This window comes from Streptomyces sp. 2114.4 (assembly GCF_900187385.1).
Taxonomy (GTDB): domain Bacteria; phylum Actinomycetota; class Actinomycetes; order Streptomycetales; family Streptomycetaceae; genus Streptomyces; species Streptomyces mooreae.
On record NZ_FYEY01000001.1, the window covers coordinates 2,576,270 to 2,598,630 of the forward strand.

Annotated in this window: 18 protein-coding genes, 2 tRNA genes and 1 pseudogene; 10 read left to right on the forward strand and 11 right to left on the reverse strand. The window is 70.3% G+C overall.

Annotation, left to right across the window (positions count from 1 at the left end; translation table 11 throughout):
• Positions 1-45: 45 nt before the first annotated feature.
• The 5 genes from clpX to CFW40_RS11245 form a co-directional block, all read right to left on the reverse strand.
• Positions 46-1,329, reverse strand: a complete 1,284-nt coding sequence (gene clpX / locus CFW40_RS11225) for an ATP-dependent Clp protease ATP-binding subunit ClpX (protein WP_086718378.1) — start codon at positions 1,327-1,329, stop codon at positions 46-48.
• Between the two features lie 168 nt (positions 1,330-1,497).
• Positions 1,498-2,175 carry an ATP-dependent Clp protease proteolytic subunit gene (locus CFW40_RS11230; protein WP_088802049.1) on the reverse strand — a complete coding sequence of 226 codons (678 nt, stop codon included), beginning with the start codon at positions 2,173-2,175 and terminating at the stop codon, positions 1,498-1,500.
• Between the two features lie 65 nt (positions 2,176-2,240).
• Positions 2,241-2,843 (reverse strand): ATP-dependent Clp protease proteolytic subunit, encoded by a 603-nt coding sequence (locus CFW40_RS11235; protein ID WP_030283915.1) that lies wholly within the window; start codon positions 2,841-2,843, stop codon positions 2,241-2,243.
• 297 nt (positions 2,844-3,140) lie between these two features.
• Positions 3,141-4,529 carry a trigger factor gene (gene tig, locus CFW40_RS11240; protein ID WP_176956525.1) on the reverse strand — a complete coding sequence of 463 codons (1,389 nt, stop codon included), beginning with the start codon at positions 4,527-4,529 and terminating at the stop codon, positions 3,141-3,143.
• Between the two features lie 233 nt (positions 4,530-4,762).
• Positions 4,763-4,839: transfer RNA gene (locus CFW40_RS11245), tRNA-Pro, on the reverse strand.
• Between the two features lie 182 nt (positions 4,840-5,021).
• Between CFW40_RS11245 and CFW40_RS11250 the strand changes: the two genes are divergently transcribed.
• Positions 5,022-5,092 (forward strand) — tRNA-Gly (locus CFW40_RS11250).
• A 113-nt stretch (positions 5,093-5,205) separates the two neighbouring features.
• Positions 5,206-5,592 (forward strand): arsenate reductase family protein, encoded by a 387-nt coding sequence (locus CFW40_RS11255; RefSeq protein ID WP_088797654.1) that lies wholly within the window; start codon positions 5,206-5,208, stop codon positions 5,590-5,592.
• Between the two features lie 51 nt (positions 5,593-5,643).
• On the opposite strand, the gene CFW40_RS11260 is transcribed toward CFW40_RS11255, so the two are convergent.
• Positions 5,644-5,838: a hypothetical protein gene (locus CFW40_RS11260; RefSeq protein ID WP_088802050.1), complete on the reverse strand. Its 195-nt coding sequence runs from the start codon at positions 5,836-5,838 to the stop codon at positions 5,644-5,646.
• Positions 5,839-6,454: 616 nt separating this feature from the next.
• Here CFW40_RS11260 and CFW40_RS11265 point away from each other — a divergent pair.
• Complete coding sequence (locus CFW40_RS11265; RefSeq protein WP_176956524.1) at positions 6,455-7,633, forward strand: acyltransferase family protein; 1,179 nt, start codon at positions 6,455-6,457, stop codon at positions 7,631-7,633.
• A gap of 106 nt (positions 7,634-7,739) precedes the next feature.
• Here CFW40_RS11265 and CFW40_RS11270 read toward each other — a convergent pair whose 3' ends face one another.
• Positions 7,740-8,885, reverse strand: a complete 1,146-nt coding sequence (locus CFW40_RS11270; protein ID WP_088797655.1) for a PP2C family protein-serine/threonine phosphatase — start codon at positions 8,883-8,885, stop codon at positions 7,740-7,742.
• Between the two features lie 275 nt (positions 8,886-9,160).
• Here CFW40_RS11270 and CFW40_RS37995 point away from each other — a divergent pair.
• Positions 9,161-9,421 (forward strand): annotated as a pseudogene (locus CFW40_RS37995) (sterol carrier protein domain-containing protein); the annotation flags it as partial.
• A 25-nt stretch (positions 9,422-9,446) separates the two neighbouring features.
• Here the strand turns inward: CFW40_RS37995 and CFW40_RS11280 are convergent.
• Positions 9,447-10,343 (reverse strand): Fpg/Nei family DNA glycosylase, encoded by an 897-nt coding sequence (locus CFW40_RS11280; RefSeq protein ID WP_088797657.1) that lies wholly within the window; start codon positions 10,341-10,343, stop codon positions 9,447-9,449.
• Positions 10,344-10,413: 70 nt separating this feature from the next.
• Positions 10,414-10,899: a ribose-5-phosphate isomerase gene (locus CFW40_RS11285; RefSeq protein ID WP_088797658.1), complete on the reverse strand. Its 486-nt coding sequence runs from the start codon at positions 10,897-10,899 to the stop codon at positions 10,414-10,416.
• A gap of 211 nt (positions 10,900-11,110) precedes the next feature.
• Between CFW40_RS11285 and CFW40_RS11290 the strand changes: the two genes are divergently transcribed.
• Positions 11,111-12,643, forward strand: a complete 1,533-nt coding sequence (locus CFW40_RS11290; RefSeq protein ID WP_088797659.1) for an amino acid permease — start codon at positions 11,111-11,113, stop codon at positions 12,641-12,643.
• An 89-nt stretch (positions 12,644-12,732) separates the two neighbouring features.
• Here the strand turns inward: CFW40_RS11290 and CFW40_RS11295 are convergent, their stop codons facing one another.
• A complete protein-coding gene (locus CFW40_RS11295) occupies positions 12,733-13,329 on the reverse strand; it encodes a biotin transporter BioY (RefSeq protein WP_088797660.1) in 597 nt (198 codons plus the stop codon).
• Between the two features lie 339 nt (positions 13,330-13,668).
• Here CFW40_RS11295 and CFW40_RS11300 point away from each other — a divergent pair, with 339 nt between their 5' ends.
• From CFW40_RS11300 to CFW40_RS11310, 3 genes are all read left to right on the forward strand, one after another.
• Positions 13,669-15,117 carry an amino acid permease gene (locus CFW40_RS11300; protein WP_088797661.1) on the forward strand — a complete coding sequence of 483 codons (1,449 nt, stop codon included), beginning with the start codon at positions 13,669-13,671 and terminating at the stop codon, positions 15,115-15,117.
• A 296-nt stretch (positions 15,118-15,413) separates the two neighbouring features.
• Positions 15,414-16,853: an amino acid permease gene (locus CFW40_RS11305; RefSeq protein ID WP_088797662.1), complete on the forward strand. Its 1,440-nt coding sequence runs from the start codon at positions 15,414-15,416 to the stop codon at positions 16,851-16,853.
• Between the two features lie 185 nt (positions 16,854-17,038).
• Complete coding sequence (locus CFW40_RS11310; RefSeq protein WP_088797663.1) at positions 17,039-17,680, forward strand: superoxide dismutase; 642 nt, start codon at positions 17,039-17,041, stop codon at positions 17,678-17,680.
• Positions 17,681-17,833: 153 nt separating this feature from the next.
• Here CFW40_RS11310 and CFW40_RS11315 read toward each other — a convergent pair whose 3' ends face one another.
• Positions 17,834-18,478: a DsbA family protein gene (locus CFW40_RS11315; RefSeq protein ID WP_088797664.1), complete on the reverse strand. Its 645-nt coding sequence runs from the start codon at positions 18,476-18,478 to the stop codon at positions 17,834-17,836.
• A 126-nt stretch (positions 18,479-18,604) separates the two neighbouring features.
• Here CFW40_RS11315 and pepN point away from each other — a divergent pair, with 126 nt between their 5' ends.
• Entirely contained in the window at positions 18,605-21,193 is a 2,589-nt protein-coding gene (gene pepN / locus CFW40_RS11320) for an aminopeptidase N (protein ID WP_088797665.1), read from the forward strand.
• Between the two features lie 124 nt (positions 21,194-21,317).
• On the forward strand, positions 21,318-22,340 hold the full coding sequence (locus CFW40_RS11325; RefSeq protein WP_088797666.1) for a hypothetical protein: 1,023 nt from the start codon (positions 21,318-21,320) through the stop codon (positions 22,338-22,340).
• Positions 22,341-22,361: the final 21 nt, after the last annotated feature.

A 22,361-nucleotide genomic window follows, 5' to 3' on the forward strand; every position in this document is an offset into this window, starting at 1 on the left:
CAGCGATCACGCTGCCGGGCGGCTCTTGCGGTGCGTGCGGAGCGCCTACGCGCTCTTCTCCTGCGGCTCCCCCGACTCGCCGCGCCCCCGCGGCACCAGGGTCGGGTTCACATTCGAGTGCACGACGTCCTCGGTGATGACGACCCGGGCGACGTCCTTGCGGGACGGGATTTCGTACATCACCGCCTGGAGGACCTCCTCCATGATGGCGCGCAGCCCGCGGGCGCCGGTGCCGCGCAGGATGGCCTGGTCGGCGATGGCCTCCAGGGCCGGGCGGTCGAAGTCCAGCTCGACACCGTCGAGTTCGAAGAGGCGCTTGTACTGCTTGACGAGCGCGTTGCGCGGCTCGACCAGGATCTGCAGCAGGGCCTCGCGGTCGAGGTTGTGGACCGAGGTGAGGACGGGCAGGCGGCCGATGAACTCCGGGATCATCCCGAACTTCACCAGGTCCTCCGGCATGACGTCCTGGAGCTGGTCCTTGGACTCGATCTCGCGCTTGGAGCGGATCGTGGCGCCGAAGCCGATGCCCTTGGCGCCGGACCGGGCCTCGATGATCTTCTCCAGACCGGCGAAGGCACCGCCGACGATGAAGAGGACGTTGGTGGTGTCGATCTGGATGAATTCCTGGTGCGGGTGCTTGCGGCCGCCCTGCGGCGGGACCGAGGCGGTGGTGCCTTCCAGGATCTTCAGCAGCGCCTGCTGGACGCCCTCGCCGGAGACATCGCGGGTGATCGACGGGTTTTCGCTCTTCCGGGCGACCTTGTCGATCTCGTCGATGTAGATGATGCCGGTCTCGGCCTTCTTGATGTCGAAGTCCGCGGCCTGGATCAGCTTGAGGAGGATGTTCTCGACGTCCTCGCCGACGTAGCCGGCCTCCGTCAGCGCCGTGGCGTCGGCGAAGGCGAACGGCACGTTCAGCATCCGGGCGAGGGTCTGCGCGAGCAGGGTCTTGCCGGAGCCGGTGGGGCCGAGCAGCAGGATGTTGGACTTCGCGAGCTCGATGCCCTCATCGCCGCGGCCGGGGCCGTTCTCGCCCGCCTGCACCCGCTTGTAGTGGTTGTAGACGGCGACCGAGAGCGCCTTCTTGGCGGGGTCCTGGCCGACGACGTAGCCGTTCAGGAACTCGTAGATCTCCCGCGGCTTGGGGAGCTCCTCCCACCGCACCTCGGAGGTCTCGGCGAGCTCCTCCTCGATGATTTCGTTGCAGAGGTCGATGCACTCGTCGCAGATGTACACACCAGGTCCCGCGATGAGCTTCTTCACCTGCTTCTGACTCTTTCCGCAGAATGAGCACTTGAGCAGGTCGCCGCCGTCACCGATGCGTGCCACGAGGTGCTTCCCCTTCGCCTGGGATCCGCATTGCTTCACGGACCCGGGTGCTTGCCTATCGACGGTACCTTGCCGGGCCCCCCGTTCGGGCCCCCCTTGGACCGACTCGGTTCACTCGATCCGATTTGGTCCAAGGGGGCAACGCTCCGGCTCACTTCGCGAGGATCGTCAGCCGATGGAGACGGACGACTTCCGCGTCGAGACGATCTGGTCGACCAGACCGTACGCCAGGGACTCCTCGGCGGTCAGAATCTTGTCACGCTCGATATCGTCACGGATCTTCTCGACCGGCGTGGAGGAGTGCTTGGCCAGCAGGTCCTCCAGCTGCGAACGCATCCGCAGGATTTCGTTGGCGGCGATCTCCAGGTCGGAGACCTGGCCGCGGCCGGTCTCACTGTAGGGCTGGTGGATCAGCACCCGGGCGTTCGGCAGCGCCATCCGCTTGCCGGGGGTACCGGCGGCGAGCAGCACGGCCGCGGCGGAGGCCGCCTGGCCCATGCAGACCGTCTGGATGTCCGGCTTCACGAACTGCATCGTGTCGTAGATGGCCGTGAGCGCCGTGAAGGAGCCGCCGGGGCTGTTGATGTAGATCGAGATGTCCCGGTCCGGGTCCATCGACTCCAGGCACAGCAGCTGCGCCATGACGTCGTTGGCCGAGGCGTCGTCGATCTGCACGCCGAGGAAGATCACGCGCTCCTCGAACAGCTTCGCGTACGGGTCGTACTCGCGCACGCCCTGCGAGGTGCGCTCGACGAAGCGCGGGACGATGTAGCGGGACTCTGCGCGCGGGCCGGAAAACTCGGACTCCGCGCCCTGGGAGAGGCCGCTGCCGGGGTAGTTGTTCATCGTGGTGTTCACCGTCCTGGTGGCGATCAAGTGGGCTGGGGGCTGTAGGGCGAGTGGTACGGGGCTCAGGCCCCGGTGCCGCCCCCGCCCGGAACGCCGGCGGCGGAGGTCATCACATCGTCGATCAGGCCGTACTCCTTGGCCTCATCGGCGGAGAACCAGCGGTCGCGGTCCGAGTCCTGGGTGATCCGCTCGACGGTCTGACCGGTGTGGAAGGCCGTCAGCTCCGCCATCCGCTTCTTGGTGTGCAGCAGCCGCTCGGCGTGGATCTTGATGTCCGACGCGGAGCCCGCCAGGCCCGCGGAGGGCTGGTGGATGAGGATCTCGGCGTTCGGCAGCGCGAAGCGCTTGCCGGGGGTGCCGGCGCTCAGCAGGAACTGTCCCATGGAGGCCGCGAGGCCCATCGCGATCGTCACCACGTCGTTCTTGATGTACTGCATGGTGTCGTAGATCGCCAACCCGGCCGAGATCGAGCCGCCCGGGGAGTTGATGTAGAGGAAGATGTCCTTGTCCGGGTCCGCGGCGAGGAGAAGCAGCTGCGCGGTGATCTTGTTGGCGATGTCGTCGTCGACCGGCTGGCCGAGGAAGATGATCCGCTCGCCGAGCAGCCGGTTGTAGACCTGGTCGCCGAGGCCACCGAAGGTCGGCTCAGCGGCGGCGGAAGGCATCGGGATCGTCACGTGTCCACCTGCTCGTTGTCGGACGGCTCCAGGCCGTCTCAGCGTCGTCTGCTGGGGCGTGGGGAGGCGGCGCCGTGTGTGGCCCCGGCGCGGTTTCAGGGACTCCCCTGCCCTCGTATCTACGGACCCTAACGCGCAGGTCGGACAACGCCATCCCGCATCGATAACTGTTCGCTGTGAGCGCAGGCTCACGGGGCGGTACGACCACGGGCCCGAACACGCGGACGTGCGTGTTCGGGCCCGTGCTCACAGAGCTGCGCGCAGGCGCAGGGCGGTGTCCGGGGCTCAGGCCTCGGGCTTCTCCTCCGCGACCGCCTCGGTCTCGTCGGCCTCGGTGGCCTCGACCGTCTCGGCGGTCTCGTCCTCGTCGTCGAGCTCGATGACCTCGCCGTTGCTGTCCTTGACCGTGGCGGCCTCGACGACGACCGCGAGGGCCTTGCCGCGGGCGACCTCACCGACGAGCATCGGCACCTGGCCGCCCTCGACGACGGCCTGGGCGAACTGGTCGGGGGACATGCCGGAGGACTGCGCGCGGCGCATGAGGTGCTCGGTGAGCTCCTCCTGGCTGACGTTCAGCTTCTCCTTGTTGACCAGCTCGTCCAGGATGAACTGGGTCTTGATGCCCTTCTCGGCCTGCTCCTTGGTCTCGGCGTCGAACTCCTCCTCGCTCTTGCCCTGGATCTCCAGGTACTTCGCGAGGTCGAGGCCCATCTGGCCGAGCTGGTGGTTGACCAGGTTGTGCTTGCGGGTCTCGATCTCGTCCGCGAGCAGCTTCTCCGGCATCGGCACCTCGACGAGCTTCAGCAGCTCGTCCAGGACCTTCTCCTGCGCCTGGGTGGCCTGGTCGTACTTCTTCATCTGCTCGAGGCGCTTGCGGCTGTCCGCGCGCAGCTCCTCGAGGGTGTCGAACTCGCTCGCCAGCTGGGCGAAGTCGTCGTCCAGCTCGGGCAGTTCGCGGGACTTGACCTCGGTGACCTCGACCGTGACCTCGGCCTCCTTGCCCTCGGCGGAACCGCCCTTGAGCTCGGAGGTGAAGGTGGCGCTGTTGCCGGCCTCCACGCCGGTGACGGCCTCGTCGATGCCGTCGAGGAGCTCGCCGGAACCGACGGTGTACGAGACACCCTCGGCGACGCCGTCCTCCAGCACCTCGCCGTCCACCTTGGCCTCGAGGTTCAGCGTCAGGACGTCGCCGTCCTGGGCCGCGCGCTCGACCGGGCTGGTCGTCGCGAAGCGCTCACGCAGCTGCTCGACGGACTTGTCCACGTCCTCGTCCGACACCTCGACGGCGTCGACCTCGACCTCGATGCCGGAGTAGTCCGGGATCTCGAGGGCGGGGCGGATGTCGACCTCGGCGGTGAAGGCCAGCAGCTCGCCGTCCTTCAGCTCGGTGATGTCGACCTCGGGCTGGCCGAGGACGTTCAGCTCACCCTCGTTGACCGCCTCGGTGTAGAACTTCGGGAGCGCGTCGTTGACGGCCTCCTCCAGCACGGCGCCACGGCCGAACCGCTGGTCGATGACCCGGGCCGGGATCTTGCCCTGGCGGAAGCCCTTCACCGTGACCTGCTGGTTGATCTTTTTGTACGCCGCGTCGAGGCTGGGCTTGAGCTCCTCGAAGGGCACCTCGACAGTGAGCCGAACCCGAGTCGGGTTCAGGGTCTCCACGGCGCTCTTCACGGTTCGGTCTCCTTGGGGCTGACTTCTGGGGTTCTGCGTGAGATCTGCCTGTGCCCGGCTGATCCGGGTCCGGCCGATCTCGCCCGGTACACAGACACACGGGCACGCAGCTTGCATAGTAACCGCAAGAAGGATGACGCCCACAACGCGACCTTGGACGGCCGCTCCCGGGCGGCGCCGCCACGGTGGGCCGGGGCCCCGCCCGACACCGTGTCGTCGGGCTGACCTGCTGCTGGTCGGGGTGGCCGGATTCGAACCGACGACCTTCCGCTCCCAAAGCGGACGCGCTACCAAGCTGCGCCACACCCCGTCGGTGCGACACGTAGGGTACATGGCCGCAGGCGGTACGGCTGCCAGTTACCCGGATGCCCCGTGGGGCGATGTGCGGGCCCGGACGGGCCGTCCGCCTCGTCCGCGCGAGGGGATGTGCGGTGCACCGCCGCGACCCGCTAGGATGCACTGCGTGCCGAGGTCCTGCGACCTGCGGCGCTCGCGGGCGTAGCTCAATGGTAGAGCCCTAGTCTTCCAAACTAGCTACGCGGGTTCGATTCCCGTCGCCCGCTCTCACCAGGAAACCCCGGGCCGGATGGCCTGGGGTTTTCCGCTCTCCGGAACGAGCCACCCGGTGTCCGCACGCCCCTTCGCGCCGGGCCGCGGCCCCCATAAGGTGGCCCGCATGGAGATCTGGCTCAACCCCGCGTGCTCCAAGTGCCGTTCGGCCGTGGAGATCCTGGACGAAGAGGGCGCCCGCTACACCGTGCGCAGATACCTCGAGGACCCGCCCAACGCCGATGACCTGCGCGGCGTGCTGACGCGGCTGGGCCTGGCGCCCTGGGACATCACCCGGACCCAGGAGGACGAGGCGAAGACATTGGGCCTCGCGCAGTGGGAGCGCACCGACGCCGCGCGCGAGCGGTGGATCGCGGCGCTGGCGGCACACCCCCGGCTGATCCAGCGGCCGATCATCACGGCGGACGACGGCTCGGCGCTGGTGGGACGGAGCGAGGAAGCCGTACGCGAGGCAGTGGCGCGGACCGGGGGCGAAGAGGCCTCGAAGGGCTGAACCCCGTGCGGCGCCCGGCACGGGGCCGGCGGACACCCGGAGGCGGGCCGCCTAGAAGGTGATGTGGTTGATGGTGTTGGCGATCGAGTTGAGGAACCGGTTGATCGACGGGGCCATGCCCGTGGAGGCGAGGAAGAAGCCGAACAGTATGGCGACGAACGCCGGACCCGCCTTGATCGACTTCCCTCTGATCAGGACGATCAGAACGATTCCCAACAGCAGCACCACTGACAGCGAAAGAGCCACACTGATCACACCCTCGGTCGGAACGCCTCACCGGCCCGGGGGCATGCCGCGCACACCCCCCTGCACCCATCGTGCCACCAACTCCATGCCCACTGCAGGGCGGTGACGAATCATCGGCCAACGCTTTGCCCGATTCCCGTCGATGGTGGCTACGGCGCGGCGGCAGGGTGACGCGCGGGCGGCGTGGCGGTGCCCGCCCGGCGCCACGGACGGACGGGCCACCTCGCGCCGGGCCGCCGCCGGGAATTTCTCCGCCTGCCACGGCGTCGGCAATTCACCACAGCTCGCCACGACTATTCCGCCCGGGCATTCTGATCATTTTCCGGCCCGGAGAATTTCCCACCCGTGGCATCCGTCACTGCGGTGAAGGGCGCCATCAAGGCTGATGAGCATTCGGACATAAGACTAAGGAATCGGACATTCCCCCTGAGTCGTTTGCGGGGGATACAGGGCGATTTGAGGGGACGATAGGGAGCGAATCGGGCGGCGATGGTGTGGGCTGTCCGGGGCGATAGCGCATGTTATCCACGCCCCGTCCGCTGTGTAACCCAAGGAAATAGGGGAATGCCTTCGAGGCGGTTTTACGCATTCGCCGGCCGCCGCTATCGTGCCTCCAATGTTTCCCGCTGCCCCGACACCGCGCACCGAACTGCCCCCTGCCCGCGCGGCGGAGGGCACCGACCGGCCGGAGCCCACGGACCGGTCGTCCGGGGCGGACGGCGCCAAAGGTGCCGAGGGCGCGGCGCCACCCGCACCCAAGAGCGATGGCCGCAACGCCTTCTTCGACAACGCGAAGTATCTGGCCATCGTGCTGGTGGCGATGGGGCACGCATGGGAACCGCTGACCGACGGCAGTCGCGCCGCCGAGGCGCTCTACATGACCGTCTACACCTTCCACATGCCGGCCTTCATCATCATTTCCGGCTACTTCTCGCGCAGCTTCGACATGCGCAAGGACCGGCTGCAGCGGCTGGTCACCGGGGTCGCGGTCCCCTATGTCCTCTTCGAGACCGCCTATGCGTTCTTCAAGCGCTGGGCGGACGACGATCCCGGGCACCCCATCAGCCTGCTCGACCCGTGGTTCCTGACGTGGTTCCTGGTGGCGCTGTTCATCTGGCGTCTGACCACCCCGCTGTGGAAGATCGTCCGCTGGCCGATTCCGCTCGCGGTGGCCATCGCCGTCATGGCCTCCGTGTCCCCGGACATCGGCGATGACCTGGATCTCCAGCGGGTGCTGCAGTTCCTCCCGTTCTTCGTCCTGGGACTGGCGCTGCGGCCCGAGCACTTCAAGCTGGTGCAGCGGCGGGCCGTGCGGATCGCCTCGCTGCCGGTCTTCGCCTGCGCGCTGGTGATGGCCTACTGGGCGGCGCCCCGGATGAGCTCGGCGTGGTTCTACCACCGCGACAGCGCCCAGGAGTTGGGCACCACCTGGTGGATCGGCGTGGTGATGACGCTGGCGCTCTTCGGCTGCTCGATCGTGATGACGGCCTGTTTCTTCTCCTGGGTACCGACCCGGCGGACGTGGTTCACGGTGCTGGGCGCCGGGACGCTCTACGGCTACCTGCTGCACGGTTTCCTGGCCAAGGGCTCGCGGTTCTGGGGCTGGTTCGACGACTACGAGTGGCTGCACTCCCCGCTCGGCGAGATCGCGGTCACCCTGCTCGCGGGAGCCATCGTGACGGCCCTGTGCACCCCGCCGGTCCGCAGGGTGTTCCGCTTCGCGATGGAGCCGACGATGGCCTGGGCGTTCCGGAAGGACCCGGCCGACACGGCGCGGGCCCGCGTCAGCGCCTGAGCGCGTCGTCACGGGGCCGGCCGGGCATCGTCACGGCGGCGGCCGGGCGTCCGCCCCGGGCTCCGGTCCCCTCGTGTGACGCGTCCTCGTGCCAGGCGTCCTCGGGTTACGCGTCCCGGCAGATCAGCAGCAGCGCGCGGTCGTCGTTGACGTCCTTGGCGACGGCCTCGATCAGGTGCCAGGCGGCCCCGGCGAAACCACTGGCGACATAGCGGTCGGCCTCGCCGGTCAGCCGGTCGATGCCCTCGGCGATATCACGCTCGGCGGACTCGACCAGACCGTCGGTGAACAGCATCAGGACATCGCCCGGCCGCAGCGTCCCCTTGACCGGGTCGAACTGGGCGCCGTCGTAGACACCGAGCAGCGGCCCCTCCCCCGGCTTCTCCTCCCAGCGGCCGCTGCCGGCACTGAGCTGGAGGGCCGGCAGGTGTCCCGCGGAGAGGAGTTCGTAGTCGCCGGACTCCAGGTCGAGGACGAGATGGATGGACGTGGCGAACCCCTCGTCCCAGTCCTGGCGCAGCAGATAGCCGTTGGCGGCGGGCAGGAAGCCGTGCGGCGGCAGCGAGCCGAGCAGGCCGCCGAAGGCACCGGACAGCAGCAGCGCGCGGGAGGCCGCGTCCATGCCCTTGCCGGAGACATCGGTCAGCACCACTTCGAGGATCTGGCCGCCGTGGGTGCGGGAGGCCACCACGAAGTCGCCGGAGAAGAACTGGCCGCCGGCCGGGCGCAGCGCCATCTCGTGGTGCCAGCCCTCGGGGAGCGCGGGCAGCGTGCTCTGGACCCGGATCCGTTCGCGCAGGTCGAAGAGCATGGTGCCGCCGCGCCGCCAGGGCACCCCGACCCGGCTGCGGAACTGGGCGATCAGCAGGCCGGAGAACCCGACCGCGGCGACGACCAGGACCGTGCCCGGAGTGATCCGTTCCGGCCCTTCGTCATACGGGCCGAACAGCGCGGCCTCGACGACCAGCGCGGCCGCGGAAGCGGCGTACAGGATCAGGAGGTTGGCCGGCCGCAGCAGCAGTCCGCCGGCGATGACCGGGAGGACCAGCGCCGTCGGGGCGATCCATTCGGGCCATCCGAGGGTGCCCGCGGCGAGGGCGGGTATGGCGAGGAGGAGGACGGCCAGCGCGAACCGGTCGGAGCCGTCGCCGCGGAAGTAGTCGACACCGGCCTTGCGCACGCCGATGCGGGCCCGGTGCAGGCTTTTGTGCACCCGGGCCGTCAGGGCTTCCGTTCCCTGGCCGGTTGTCATTGTTCTGGGACCTTATCCACCCGTTCGGCGGCGCGTCGATTCGCCGCACGTCGCCCCGGAGAATAGCCGGGAAACACCGTTCGAAATGCGGTCGCGCGGCCGGAGAGCACCCTGCTGGGCATGGGCCATGGCGAGCGCATCGCGGACATTGCGGGACACCGAGTGGGACGACTGGTCGAACGCGCTGGAGCGGGCGTTCGGCGGGGTGCCGCCGTCCGAGGAGGAGCGTGCGCTCCGGCGCGCCCTCACCGAGGTCGCACGGGCCCTGGCCATCGGTGCCGGACCCGTTCTGCCCCTGGAACGAGGGGCGTTGGCGGCTGTCCGGCGACGCGGCGGGCGCGGTCTGCGAGCGGGCCGCGGCCCCGGCCGGTCTGGCGCTGTCGGTGCGGGAGCTGGGCTCGGCCTGTCCGGGCGGGTTCTCGCTGCGCGCGCCGGCGTCGGCGGGGCGGGTGCGCGAGCTGCGGCCCGGTGCGGTGGCGGCCGCCTCGTGGGCGTTCGGGTCGCAGGTGGCGCCCTGGCTGCCGCACGGGTTCTGAGGGCCGGTGCGGCCCTCCCCGGCGGTCAGCCGCCGCCGGTGGACGGCTGGCAGCCCGGACACCAGAAGAGGTTGCGGGCGGCGAGCCCGGCGGTGCGGATCTCGCTGCCGCAGAGGTGGCAGTCCTGGTGGGCCCGGCGGTAGACGTACACCTCGCCGCCGTGGTCGTCGACCCGCGGCGGGCGGCCCATGGCCTCCGGCAGGTGTTCCGGGCGGACGGTGTCGATCCGGTTGTCCCGGACGCCCTCGGCCATCAGGAACACCAGGTCGGACCAGATCGCGTCCCATTCGGTGCGGGTGAGGTCGCGGCCGGGGCGGTAGGGGTCGATGTGGTGGCGGAAAAGGACCTCGGCGCGGTAGACGTTGCCGACCCCGGCGATGATCTTCTGGTCGAGCAGCAGCGCCGCGATCGTCGTACGGCTGCGGGAGATCCGCTGCCAGGCGCGGGTGCCGTCGTCCCCGGGGCGCAGCGGGTCGGGGCCCAGCCGGTCGTGTATCGCGCGCTTCTCGTCCTCGGAGATCAGGGCGCAGGTGGTGGGGCCGCGCAGGTCCGCGTAGGCGGCCGGGTTCGCGAGCCGGAGGCGCACGGTGTCGGTGGGCGGCGGGGCGGGGGCCGGGCCGAAGCCGAGCTTGCCGAACAGGCCGAGGTGCACATGGATCCAGCGATGGGGGTACCCCCTGGACCGATGGGGGTCCCCCCGGTCGAACGGAGGTGAGACCGGGGGATCGTCGGAGGTCCTTGGGGGACCGAAGCCGAGGAAGAGGTGTTTGCCGTGCGCCTCCGCGGTGGTCATGACCTGGCCGTCCACGAGGGCGGCGCCGTCGGCGAACTTGCCCTGGGGGCTGCTCGCCCGTACCGGTCCGCCCTCGAAGCGGGCGCGGTGGTCCAGGGCGAGGCGGTGGATCGTATGCCCCTCGGGCACGGGTGTCCTCCAGCGGGCGCGCCCGCCCGCCCCGGCGGCCGGGGCGGGCGGGCGACGGGATGAACGGGGGTCAGCCCTGCGGGTGGTGGGCGGGGATGGCGGGCAGCTCGCCGGTGGTCTCGTAGGCCGAGAGCATGTCGATGCGGCGGGTGTGCCGCTCCTCGCCCGAGTAGGGCGTGCCGAGGAAGACCTCGATGAAGCGGGTCGCCTCTTCCTGGGTGTGCATCCGGCCGCCCACGGAGATGACGTTGGCGTTGTTGTGCTCGCGGCCGAGCTTGGCGGTCTCCTCGCTCCAGGCCAGCGCGGCCCGTACGCCCTTGACCTTGTTGGCGGCGATCTGCTCGCCGTTGCCGGAGCCGCCGATCACGATGCCGAGGCTGTCCGGGTCGGCGGCGGTCCGCTCCGCGGCGCGCAGGCAGAACGGGGGGTAGTCGTCCTGGGCGTCGTAAATGTGGGGACCGCAGTCGACGGGCTCGTGGCCGTGGGCCGTGAGCCACTCGACGAGGTGGTTCTTGAGTTCGAAACCTGCATGGTCGGAGCCGAGGTACACGCGCATGCGATGAGTGTGACACGTGCGGCGGCGGGTAGGCGCCGCTGGGTCTTACCGGGCTGTGTGCACAGAAAGCGACTCTCCGCCTTCCGTACGCAAGCACAGCGCGAAACCATCCAGGGTTTCGCACAACAATCCGGCTCCAGACCTTCCAATCAACGGTTAACGAAGATCTAATGCGGGGGGATCCATCCGCGAACGCACGAAGGACGGTCACATGGGCGCGCACCCTTCCCCGAGCTCTCCAGGAGCAGGGGGCACCCCCACCTCCACCTCGGTCCCCACCCCCGGCACCGGCGGCGGCGGGTCCACCGGGGGGCAGTCGCAGGACGGACTGCAGGCAGGGCTCAAGAATCGCCATCTGTCGATGATCGCCATCGGCGGTGTCATCGGCGCCGGCCTGTTCGTCGGCTCCGGCGCCGGTATCGCGGCCGCCGGGCCCGGCATCCTGCTCTCCTACGCGCTGACCGGTCTGCTGGTCGTGCTGGTCATGCGGATGCTGGGCGAGATGGCCGCGGCCTCGCCCACCTCAGGATCGTTCTCCGCGTACGCGGACCGGGCGCTGGGCCGCTGGGCCGGGTTCACGATCGGCTGGCTGTACTGGTTCTTCTGGTCGGTCGTGCTGGCCGTCGAGGCGACCGCGGCCGCCTCGATCCTCACCGGCTGGGTCCCGGCCGTCCCGCAGTGGGCCTGGGCGCTGCTGGTGATGATCGTGCTGACCGGTACCAACCTGATCTCGGTCGGGTCCTTCGGCGAGTTCGAGTTCTGGTTCGCCGGGATCAAGGTCGTCGCGATCGTCGTCTTCATCGTGGTGGGCGCGCTGGCGATATGCGGGCTGCCGCCGGGCGGTGCCCCGGTCGGCACGGAGAACCTGACCGGGCACGGCGGGTTCCTGCCGCACGGTCCCGGCGCGATCCTCTCCGGCATGCTGCTGGTGGTCTTCTCCTTCATGGGCAGCGAGATCGTGACGCTGGCGGCGAGCGAGGCACCGAACCCGGTGCAGGCCGTCCGCAAGGCCGTCAACAGCGTCATCTGGCGGATCGCGCTCTTCTACCTCGGCTCGATCGCGGTGATCGTGACGCTGCTTCCGTGGAACGCCAAGGCGGTGGAGAAGAGCCCGTACGTGGCCGTGCTGCAGTCGCTGGACATCCCGTACGCGGGCACCGTGATGGACGTCGTGGTGCTGACCGCGGTGCTGTCCTGTCTGAACTCCGGGCTCTACACCGCCTCCCGGATGGCGTTCTCGCTCGGTCAGCGCGGCGATGCGCCGAAGTCGTTCGCCACCGTCAACAAGGGCGGGGTGCCGGCGGTCGCGATCTGGGCGTCGGTCGCCTTCGGCTTCGTGGCGACGATCTTCAGCTACACCTCGAAGGACACCATCTTCCAGTTCCTGCTGAATTCGTCGGGCGCGGTGGCGCTGTTCGTGTGGCTGGTCATCTGCTTCTCGCAGCTGCGGATGCGCCGGGTCATCGAGCGGGAGACGCCGGAGCGGCTGACGGTGCGGATGTGGCTGTACCCGTGGCTGACCTACGCAACGATCGGGCTGATCGTCTTCGTCATCGGCTACATGTTCTACAACCCGGACGGGCGCCAGCAGATGGTGCTGTCGGTGGTCGCGGCCGTGGTGGTGCTGGCGGTCGGGCTGATCCTCGACCGGCGGCGGCCGCGGACGGCCGTGGCGGACGGGGCGGACGGGGCGGACGGGGCGGGTGCTCCGGGCGTCGGCGCCGGGGTGACGGACCGGGCGTAGGACAGGCAGCACGCGAAGGGGCCGGGCCCCGTGCGCACCACAGGGGTGCGTACGGGGCCCGGCCCCTTCGCGTGCGGTGTGCGGCCCGCTCAGCCGCGGCGCCCGGCCAGCTTCCAGGCCGTGGGCAGCGCGCCCATGGCCAGCGCGGCCTTGAGGGCGTCGCCGATCAGGAACGGGACGAGGCCGGCGGCGACGGCCTGGCCGAGGGACATGCCGGTGCTCAGCGCCAGGCAGGGGACGCCGACGGCGTAGATCACGGCGGTGCCCGCGGCCATGGTGGCGGCGGTGCGCAGCACCCCGCGGTCGCCGCCGCGCCGGGCCAGCGCGCCCACGACGGTGGCGGCGAGCAGCATGCCCACGACATAGCCGAAGGTGGCGCCGCCCGCGCCCGAGGCACCGCCGGCGAACCACGGCAGGCCCGCCATCCCCGCCAGGGCGTACAGCGCCAGCGACAGCGCACCGCGGCCCGCGCCGAGCGAGGCGCCGACCAGGAGGGCGGCGAAGGTCTGGCCGGTGACCGGGACCGGTGAGCCGGGAACCGGGACGGCGATCTGCGCCGCGATGCCGGTGAGCGCGGCGCCGCCGAGCACCAGCGCGGCGTCACGGACGCGGGCGCGGGAGGCGGTGGCGGCCGGCAGCAGATCGGCCAGGACGGTGCCAGGACGGGAAAGAGCGGCAGTGCTCATCGGGGCTCCGCGGGTGTGAGAGGGACAGGACGGGACGCGCTGACGTTAGTCCAGCGGACCGCCGGAGATCATCGTGTGGCGGCGACAAAGCCGGAGCGGCCCGCTTGGAGAGTTCCGAACAGGAGTTCCGAACCACCGCCAGAATGCCGGGCGCCGGCGGGCCGTGCGGCGTCATCGCAGGTCACGTGATGCTCATCACGGCCCGGGCCGCCTCTGGACGCCGGTTTTGTGGTAGCGCGCGACATGCGGCGACACTGGGCGCGCCCCGCGGTGACCTGTGGAGTTCCCCCAACCCGCCGGCGGCCCCCGCCGCCCCGGCCCTTGCGAGAGTACGAGCCCATGCACGACGCACCGACCCATGCCGTCGAATCCTCCCCGGGGACGGCCGCCGACGGGAAAGAGCCGCTGGCCGCGGGCCTCAAGCAGCGCCATCTGACGATGCTGGGCCTGGGCGGAGTGATCGGCGCGGGCCTGTTCGTGGGCTCCGGCGCGGGGATCGCGGTCGCCGGTCCCGGGATCGTGCTGTCGTATCTGATCGCGGGCGCGCTGGCCATGCTGGTCATGCGGATGCTCGGCGAGATGTCGGCGGCGATGCCGGCGTCCGGGGCGTTCTCGGTGCACGCGGAGCGGGCGCTGGGGCGCTGGGCCGGCTTCAGCGTCGGCTGGCTGTACTGGTTCCTGCTGGTCGTGGTGCTGGCCGTGGAGGCCACCGGTGCGGCGCAGATCGCGAACGGCTGGGCCCCGGCGGTGCCGCAGTGGGGCTGGGTGCTGATCTTCATGATCGTCTTCACCCTCGCCAACCTGGCCGCGGTGAAGAACTTCGGCGAGTTCGAGTTCTGGTTCGCGACGCTGAAGGTCACCGCGATCGTGCTGTTCCTCGCGCTGAGCCTGCTGGCGGTCTTCGGGGTGCTGCCGGACACCGAGCCCGTCGGGCTGGCGAACCTCACCGGGCACGGCGGCTTCCTGCCGCACGGCTGGTCCGGGGTGGTCTCCGGGGTCCTGGCCGTGGTGTTCGCCTTCGGCGGCCTGGAGGTCGTCACCATCGCCGCGGCCGAGTCGGACGATCCGGCGCGTGCGGTGGGCCGGGCGGTGCGCAGCGCGGTCTGGCGCATCCTGTTCTTCTACGTCGGCTCGATGCTGGTCATCGTGACCCTGCTGCCCTGGTCGTCGATGCAGCCGGGCAAGAGCCCCTACGTCGCGGTGCTGGACAGCCTCGGGGTGCCGGGCGCCGGCCAGATCATGAACATCGTGGTGTTCGTGGCGCTGCTCTCCGCGCTGAACGCCAACCTCTACGGCTCGTCGCGGATGATCTTCTCGCTGGCCGAGCGGGGCGAGGCGCCGCGGGCGCTGCTGAAGGTGTCGGGAGGGGGGTCCCCCCGCTCGGGCGGAGCCGAGAGTGGGGGAGGGGTGCCGCGGCGTGCGGTGCTGGCCTCGGTGGCGTTCGGGTTCGTCTCCGTCCTGCTGAATCTGAAGTGGCCGGATTCGGTCTTCCTCTACATGCTCAACGCGGTCGGCGCGGTGCTGCTCTTCGTCTGGGGCCTGATCGCCGTCTCCCAGCTGCGGCTGCGTCCGCGGATCGCCCGCGAGACGCCCGAGAAGCTGACCCTGCGGATGTGGGGCTTCCCGTATCTGACCTGGGCGTCGCTGGTGGCGATGGGCGGGGTGCTGATCCTGATGCTGACCGATGACACGGCCCGGCCGCAGCTTTTGTGGTCGGCCGGGGCGACCGGTCTGGTGCTGCTCGTCGCGGGCGTACGGGCGCTCCGGGAGCGTCGCGGGCGCCGCTGACTCCCGGCCGGCGGGGGTCACCCCACGTCACAATCGACCACACATTGGACACACACGGTGCCGAACACGTCTGAATACCGAACATTCGCTGCACGACTGTTGCCCTGAGCGGACACCGGCGCTCAAACTGAGCCCGCTTTGCCGAGGACCCCGAAGTACAGCCGTCGGCAGGCCCTGCGCGATCCGCCCGCAAACCGGCGGGGTCCGGGGGGCCCGGCAGCACCGTCGCACCGGTCGCGGCCCGGGGGAACGCAGTATCGCCTTGCTCCGCTCTCACCTACTGGGACAGGTACGACATGAATCGGACACCCTCGTCCGCCGCATCCGCGCGCGAGCACGGCGACGCGGTCCAGGGCGCCGGCCCCGACAGCTCCTCGCTGTCCAACGGCCTCAAGCAGCGCCACCTCTCGATGATCGCCCTGGGCGGGGTGATCGGCGCGGGCCTGTTCGTCGGCTCCCGCGCCGGCATCGCGGCGGCCGGTCCGTCGATCGTGCTGGCCTATGCCGTCTCCGGCGCGCTGGTCATGCTGATCATGCGGATGCTCGGCGAGATGGCCGCGGCGAATCCGGCCTCCGGCTCCTTTTCCGTGCACGCCGAGCGCTCCATAGGCTCCTGGGCCGGGTTCACGGTGGGCTGGATGTTCACCGCGCTGCTGTGTGTGGCGGTGGCCGCCGAGGCGCTGGGCGCCGCGGACGTGATGCACCAGTGGTTCCCCGGCACCCAGCCCTGGGTGTGGGTCCTGCTGTTCATGCTGCTCTTCACCGGAACCAACCTGACCGCGGTCTCCAACTTCGGTGAGTTCGAGTTCTGGTTCGCCGCCCTGAAGGTCGCGGCGATCGGCCTCTTCCTGATCCTGGGCCTGCTGGCCATCTTCGGTGTGCTCCCCGGCACCCACGCCCCGGGCACCTCGCACCTCACCGGTGACGGCGGCTTCCTGCCCAAGGGCGTCGACGGCCTGATGGTCGGTCTGCTGGCGTCGGTGTTCGCCTACGGCGGGCTGGAGACGGTGACCATCGCGGCCGCCGAGTCCAAGGACCCGGTACGCGGTGTGGCCCGCGCCGTGCGCACCGCGATGTGGCGGATAGCCCTCTTCTACGTCGGCTCGATGGCCGTCATCGTCACGGTCATCCCCTGGAGTGCCCCCTCCATCGCCAAGAGCGGCCCGTACGTCGCGGTCCTGGACTATCTCAAGATCCCGGCGGCCGGCCAGATCATGAACGTGGTCATCCTGATCGCGCTGCTCTCCGCGGTGAACGCCAACCTCTACGGCGCCTCGCGGATGGCCTACTCCCTCATCTCCCGCGGCCAGGGCCCGGCCTTCCTCGCCAAGGTGAGCAGCGGCGTCCCGCGCCGGGCCGTCCTGCTGTGCTCCGCCTTCGGCTTCCTCGCGGTCCTCTTCAGCTTCCTGTGGCCCACCACGGTCTTCCAGTGGCTGCTGAACATGGTCGGCGCGGCCGTCCTGGTGGTGTGGGGCTTCATCGCCGTCGCCCAGCTGCGGATGCGGCGCCGGCTGGAGCGCGAGGCGCCCGAGAAGCTCGTGGTGAAGATGTGGGCCTTCCCGGTCCTGACCTGGGTGGCGCTGGCGGGCATCGTCGTCGTGCTGCTGCTGATGGTGCGCGACGAGAACCAGCGGATCCAGCTGCTGTTCACCGGTGGCTTCGGGGCGGTGCTGGCCGTGATCGGGCTCATCCGGCAGCGATCGCTGGGCAGCGGCGCCGGCCTGGCCAAGGAGTAGCCGCTCCGCAGCGCTCCCCCCACTCCCCACAGGCGGGGCGGGACCTCCTTCCGAGGTCCCGCCCCGCCTCCGTCTTCGGGACCAGGCCGGTCGCCGCACCCGGCTGTTGATCACTCCTGCTGATAGCGTGCTCTTGCACATTGATTGCAACTACTGCTCATCAGCAGCTTGGAGGCGGGATCGGCATGGCCACCTACACACTTCCTGAACTTCCGTACGACTACTCGGCGCTGGCTCCGGTCATCAGCCCCGAGATCATCGAGCTGCACCACGACAAGCACCACGCGGCGTACGTGAAGGGCGCGAACGACACCCTGGAGCAGCTCGCCGAGGCCCGCGACAAGGAAGCGTGGGGCAACATCAACGGCCTGGAGAAGAACCTCGCGTTCCACCTCTCCGGCCACATCCTGCACAGCATCTACTGGCACAACATGACCGGTGACGGTGGCGGCGAGCCGCTGGAGAAGGACGGCGTGGGCGAGCTGGCCGACGCGATCGCCGAGTCCTTCGGCTCGTTCGCGCAGTTCAAGGCCCAGCTGACCAAGGCCTCGGCCACCACCCAGGGCTCCGGCTGGGGCGTCCTCGCCTACGAGCCGGTCTCCGGGCGGCTGATCGTCGAGCAGATCTACGACCACCAGGGCAACGTCGGGCAGGGCTCGGTCCCGATCCTGGTCTTCGACGCCTGGGAGCACGCCTTCTACCTGCAGTACAAGAACCAGAAGGTGGACTTCATCGAGGCCATGTGGCAGGTCGTGAACTGGCAGGACGTCGCCAAGCGGTACGCCACCGCCAAGGAGCGCGCACACAGCCTGCTGCTGGCGCCGTAGCGCCCTTGCCGGCGGCACCCGGTCGTCCTGCCTCGTGATCGTCTTCTCACCCTTCACCTGGCAGGCGGAATGACGGAGCGCCCCCGCACGTCCGATACGTGCGGGGGCGCTCCCATGGGCATCAGTGCATGGACGTCGGCCGAACCATGGACATCAGTCGAAATTGGGCCCCTGGGTCCGGGTCCGCTTGATCTCGTAGAAGCCGGGGATGGACGCGACCATCAGCGTCCCGTCCCACAGCTTGGCGGCCTCCTCGCCCTTGGGGGCGGGGGTGACGACCGGGCCGAAGAAGGCGATCTGCTCGCCGTCGTGGCCGGGGACGGCGATGACCGGGGTGCCGACCTCCTGGCCGACCAGGTCGATGCCCGCCTTGTGGGAGGCGCGCAGCTCGGCGTCGTAGGTGTCCTTGTCGGCGTACGCGATCAGCTCGGCGGGCAGGCCCGCGTCGTCCAGGGCGGCGGCGATGCTCTCCGGGTTCACCCCGAGGCCTTCGTTGTGGATGCGGGTGCCGAGCGCGGTGTAGAGCCTGCCCACGACCTCGTCGCCGTGCAGCTGCTGCGCGGCGATCGCCACGCGGACCGGGCCCCAGGCCTTGCCGCCGGGACGCATGTTCTCGGCGTACTGGGCGGGGAGCTCGTCGAGCCTGTTCTCGTTGAGCACCGCCAGGCTCATCACGTGCCAGCGCACCTCGACCGGGCGGACCTTCTCGACCTCCAGCATCCAGCGGGAGGTCATCCAGGCCCAGGGGCACAGCGGGTCGAACCAGAAGTCGGCGGGGGTCTTCGCGGAGTCGGACACGGGGTCTCCTTATGAGAGCTGTGCTGGGTCGGTTCACGATGCTGTTCCGTGGACGGTTCAACCGACGGCGGGCGTGCCATGATTCCCGTTGTTCGATATTCGAGACGAGGACGAGGGAGTCACGCCGTGCCAGGTGAGAATCTGTCCCGGGACGAGGCGCAGGAGCGGGGACGGCTGCTGAGCGTCGACGCCTATGACGTGGCGCTGGACGTCCGCTCAGCGGTCGCGTCCGGTCCGGAAGCGGAGACCTTCCGCTCCCTGACGACGCTGCGCTTCCGCTGTGCCGAGCCCGGCGCCTCGGCCTTCGCCGACCTGCTGGCGCCGTCGGTCACCTCCATCACCCTCAACGGCCGGGAGCTGGACCCCGCCGAGGTCTTCGACGGCACCCGGATCACGCTGGACGCGCTGGCCGCCGAGAACACCCTGGTCGTCGACGCCCGGTGCGCCTACAGCCGGAGCGGTGAGGGCATGCACCGCTTCGTGGACCCCGAGGACGGCGAGGTCTACCTCTACACCCAGTACGAGCCGGCCGATGCCCGACGGGTTTTCGCCAATTTCGAACAGCCTGACCTGAAAGCCCCGTTCACCTTCGAGGTCACCGCCCCCGAGGGCTGGCAGGTGCTCAGCAACGGTGCCCGGGACGGCGAGGCCGAGGGCGGACGGCACCGCTTCGCGACGACCGAGCCGATCTCGACGTACATCACGGCCGTGGTCGCCGGCCCGTACCACTACGTCTGTGATGTCTACCGGCGTACGTTCGAGGACGGCACCGAGCTGGAGGTGCCGCTGGGCGCGCTGTGCCGCAAGGGCCTGGCGAAGCACTTCGACGCGGACGACATCTTCACCGTCACCAAGCAGGGCCTGGACTTCTTCCACGACCACTTCGACTTCCCCTACCCCTTTGGGAAGTACGACCAGGCCTTCGTCCCGGAGTACAACCTCGGGGCCATGGAGAACCCCGGCTGCGTCACCTTCCGCGAGGAGTTCATCTTCCGCGGGAAGGTCACCGAGGCGTCCTACGAGCGGCGGGCCAACGTCATCCTGCACGAGATGGCGCACATGTGGTTCGGCGATCTGGTCACCATGCAGTGGTGGGACGACCTGTGGCTCAAGGAGTCCTACGCGGACTTCATGGGCGCCTTCGCGCAGGTGGGGGCGACGCGCTTCGCCGACGGCTGGATCACCTTCGCCAACCGCCGCAAGTCCTGGGCCTACCACGCCGACCAGCTGCCCTCCACCCACCCGGTCACCGCCGACATCCGTGACCTGGAGGACGCCAAGCTCAACTTCGACGGCATCACCTACGCCAAGGGCGCAGCCGTCCTCAAGCAACTGGTGGCGTACGTGGGGCAGGACGCCTTCCTGGAGGGCGCGCGGCGCTACTTCAAGCGGCACGCCTACGGCAACACCCGGCTCGGGGACCTGCTGGCGGTGCTGGAGGAGACCTCGGGCCGGGACCTGGCGTCCTGGTCACGGTCCTGGCTGGAGACCGCGGGCGTCAACTCCCTGACCCCGCAGGTCACCTATGACGCGCAGGACCGGATCACCGAGCTGAGCATCCTCCAGGAGGCGGCGCCCTCGCACCCGCAGCTGCGGGTGCACCGGGTCGCGGTCGGCCTCTACCGGCGCCAGGACGCGGATGCGGCGCTGGTGCGCTACGCCCGCGCCGAGGTGGACGTGGACGGGCCGCGGACCGCCGTACCCGCGCTGGCCGGCGTCGAACGCCCCGAACTGGTGCTGGTCAACGACGAGGACCTGACGTACGCCAAGGTCCGCTTCGACGAGGGGTCGCTGGCCACCCTGCGGGCCCGGCTCGGCGATCTGGCCGACCCGATGGCGCGGGCGGTGTGCTGGGCCGCGCTGTGGGGCCTGACCCGCGACGGGCTGATGCCGGCCCGCGACTACCTCGACCTGGTGCGGCGGTTCGCCGGCCGGGAGACCGGCATCGGCGTGCTGCAGTCGTTGCACGGACAGGCGCAGACGGCGCTGGAGCTGTACTCGGCGCCGGACCGCCGGGAGCAGGCCGCCAGGGAGCTTGCCGAGGCCGCGCTGCACGAGCTGCGGCTGGCCGAGCCCGGCAGCGGCCATCAGCTCGCCTGGGCCCGGCACTTCATCGCCCTCGCCGCCGCCCCCGCCGATCTCCAGCTGCTCCAGGGTCTGCTGGACGGCACCGCGAAGGTCGACGGCCTGGACGTGGACCAGGAGCTGCGCTGGACGATCCTGGAGCCGCTGGCCGCGCACGGCGTCGCGGACGAGAGCGTGATCAACGCCGAGCTGGCCCGCGACAACACCGCCTCCGGCAAGCGCCACCAGGTGCGCTGCCTGGCCGCCCGCCCCTCGGCCGAGGTCAAGGCCGGGGCATGGGAGCAGGCCGTGGAGTCCGATGTGCTCTCCAACGCCCTGGTGGAGGCGACGAACGCCGGGTTCGCGCAGTTCGGGCAGCGGGAGCTGCTGGTCCCGTACCGGCCGCGCTACTTCGCGGCGATCGAGCGGGTGTGGCGGGAGCGTTCCATCGAGATCGGGATGGAGGTGGTGCGCGCGCTGTTCCCGGCCTGGCTGGTGGAGCAGGACACCCTGGACGCCGCGGACGGCTGGCTGGAGGGGCACCCGCAGGCGGCGCCCGCGCTGCGCCGGCTGGTCCTGGAGAAGCGGGACGATCTGGCGCGGGCACTGCGGGCACAAGCTTGTGACGAGGCGGCCGGGCCGAGGCCGTAACCCCCGGGGCGACCAGCCCCTTTCGGCAGTCGAACGCCCGTACTTTAGTACAGGGTTGTCCGGTTTGTGGTACGGGCGTGTAACAGCGGTTAGGGGGCGGAGCGGGCGCGGGAATCGAGGTGACATGAACCACGACACCCCGCTCTCCCCCCTCCCCCTCCGTCACCTCTCCGAGGCGCAGTGCCGGGTGATGACCACCCGGCAGCTGCGGGAGCACGGCGTCCCGGCCGCGGAGACCACCGAACGCTGCCGCGCCGGCGGCCCCTGGCAACAACTGCTCCCCGGTGTCTATCTGCTGCACGCGGGGCCGCCCACCAGCGAGGAACGGCTGCATGCGGCCCTGCTGTACGCCAGCCACCGGGGGCCGGCGGTGCCCCGGCAGGGCGACGGGTCCGACGGCGCCCCCGAGGCGATGATCACGGGTCTGGCGGCGCTCGCCCTGCACGGCTTCACCGAGGCGCCCCCGCTGCTCGCCCTGGACCGCATCGAGGTCCTGGTGGCCCGCACCCGGCGGCTGCGCTCGACCGGTTTCGCCCGGATCGTACGGACCGTGGAGCTGCCCGTCGCCCAGGAGATCACCGGGGTGCCGGCCGCGCCGGTGCCGCGCGCGGTCGCGGACGCGGTCGGCACGCTCACGGATGCCACGACGGTGCGCCGGCTGCTGACCGAGGCGGTGCGCGGCGGCCACTGCGAGGCGACCTCGGTGGTGCGGGAGCTGAGCCGGGCCAGGCTGCTGACCCGGCCGCACGTGGCGGACGCGGTGGACACCCTGCTCGCCGAGGGCCGGGCGCTGGCCGAGCAGCGGCTCTATGCGATGGTGCGCGCCCACGGCCTGCCCGACCCGCTGTGGAACGTCGAACTGCGGCTGCCGGGCGGGCCGCAGCTGGGCGGCGTGGACGCCTTCTGGCCGGAGCACGCGGTGGCCCTGGAGATCGACACCCGGGCGCCGCGCCCCGAGGAGGACCCGCTGCAGTCGCCGTTCTTCCACAAGCGCGAGCATCTGGAGCGGCTGGGCATCACCGTCGTCCGCTGTCTGCCGCGCACCCTGCGCACGTCCCCCGAGCAGCAGGCCGCGGTGATCCGTACGGCGCTGATGGCGGCGGGGGACCGGGAGCCGAGCGCGTATGTGGTGGTACTGCCGCGTTAGGGGCCTGTCAGGGTCCGTCAG

Bases quoted from the DNA above. Each gene is read 5' to 3' on its own strand.
- CFW40_RS11305 (WP_088797662.1), top strand. From the start codon at position 15,414: ATGAATCGGACACCCTCGTCCGCCGCATCCGCGCGCGAGCACGGCGAC.
- CFW40_RS11230 (WP_088802049.1), bottom strand. From the start codon at position 2,175: ATGAACAACTACCCCGGCAGCGGCCTCTCCCAGGGCGCGGAGTCCGAG.
- CFW40_RS11255 (WP_088797654.1), top strand. From the start codon at position 5,206: ATGGAGATCTGGCTCAACCCCGCGTGCTCCAAGTGCCGTTCGGCCGTG.
- CFW40_RS11300 (WP_088797661.1), top strand. From the start codon at position 13,669: ATGCACGACGCACCGACCCATGCCGTCGAATCCTCCCCGGGGACGGCC.
- CFW40_RS11235 (WP_030283915.1), bottom strand. From the start codon at position 2,843: ATGCCTTCCGCCGCCGCTGAGCCGACCTTCGGTGGCCTCGGCGACCAG.
- CFW40_RS11265 (WP_176956524.1), top strand. From the start codon at position 6,455: ATGTTTCCCGCTGCCCCGACACCGCGCACCGAACTGCCCCCTGCCCGC.
- CFW40_RS11285 (WP_088797658.1), bottom strand. From the start codon at position 10,899: ATGCGCGTGTACCTCGGCTCCGACCATGCAGGTTTCGAACTCAAGAAC.
- CFW40_RS11295 (WP_088797660.1), bottom strand. From the start codon at position 13,329: ATGAGCACTGCCGCTCTTTCCCGTCCTGGCACCGTCCTGGCCGATCTG.
- CFW40_RS11290 (WP_088797659.1), top strand. From the start codon at position 11,111: ATGGGCGCGCACCCTTCCCCGAGCTCTCCAGGAGCAGGGGGCACCCCC.
- CFW40_RS11270 (WP_088797655.1), bottom strand. From the start codon at position 8,885: ATGACAACCGGCCAGGGAACGGAAGCCCTGACGGCCCGGGTGCACAAA.
- CFW40_RS11310 (WP_088797663.1), top strand. From the start codon at position 17,039: ATGGCCACCTACACACTTCCTGAACTTCCGTACGACTACTCGGCGCTG.
- CFW40_RS11325 (WP_088797666.1), top strand. From the start codon at position 21,318: ATGAACCACGACACCCCGCTCTCCCCCCTCCCCCTCCGTCACCTCTCC.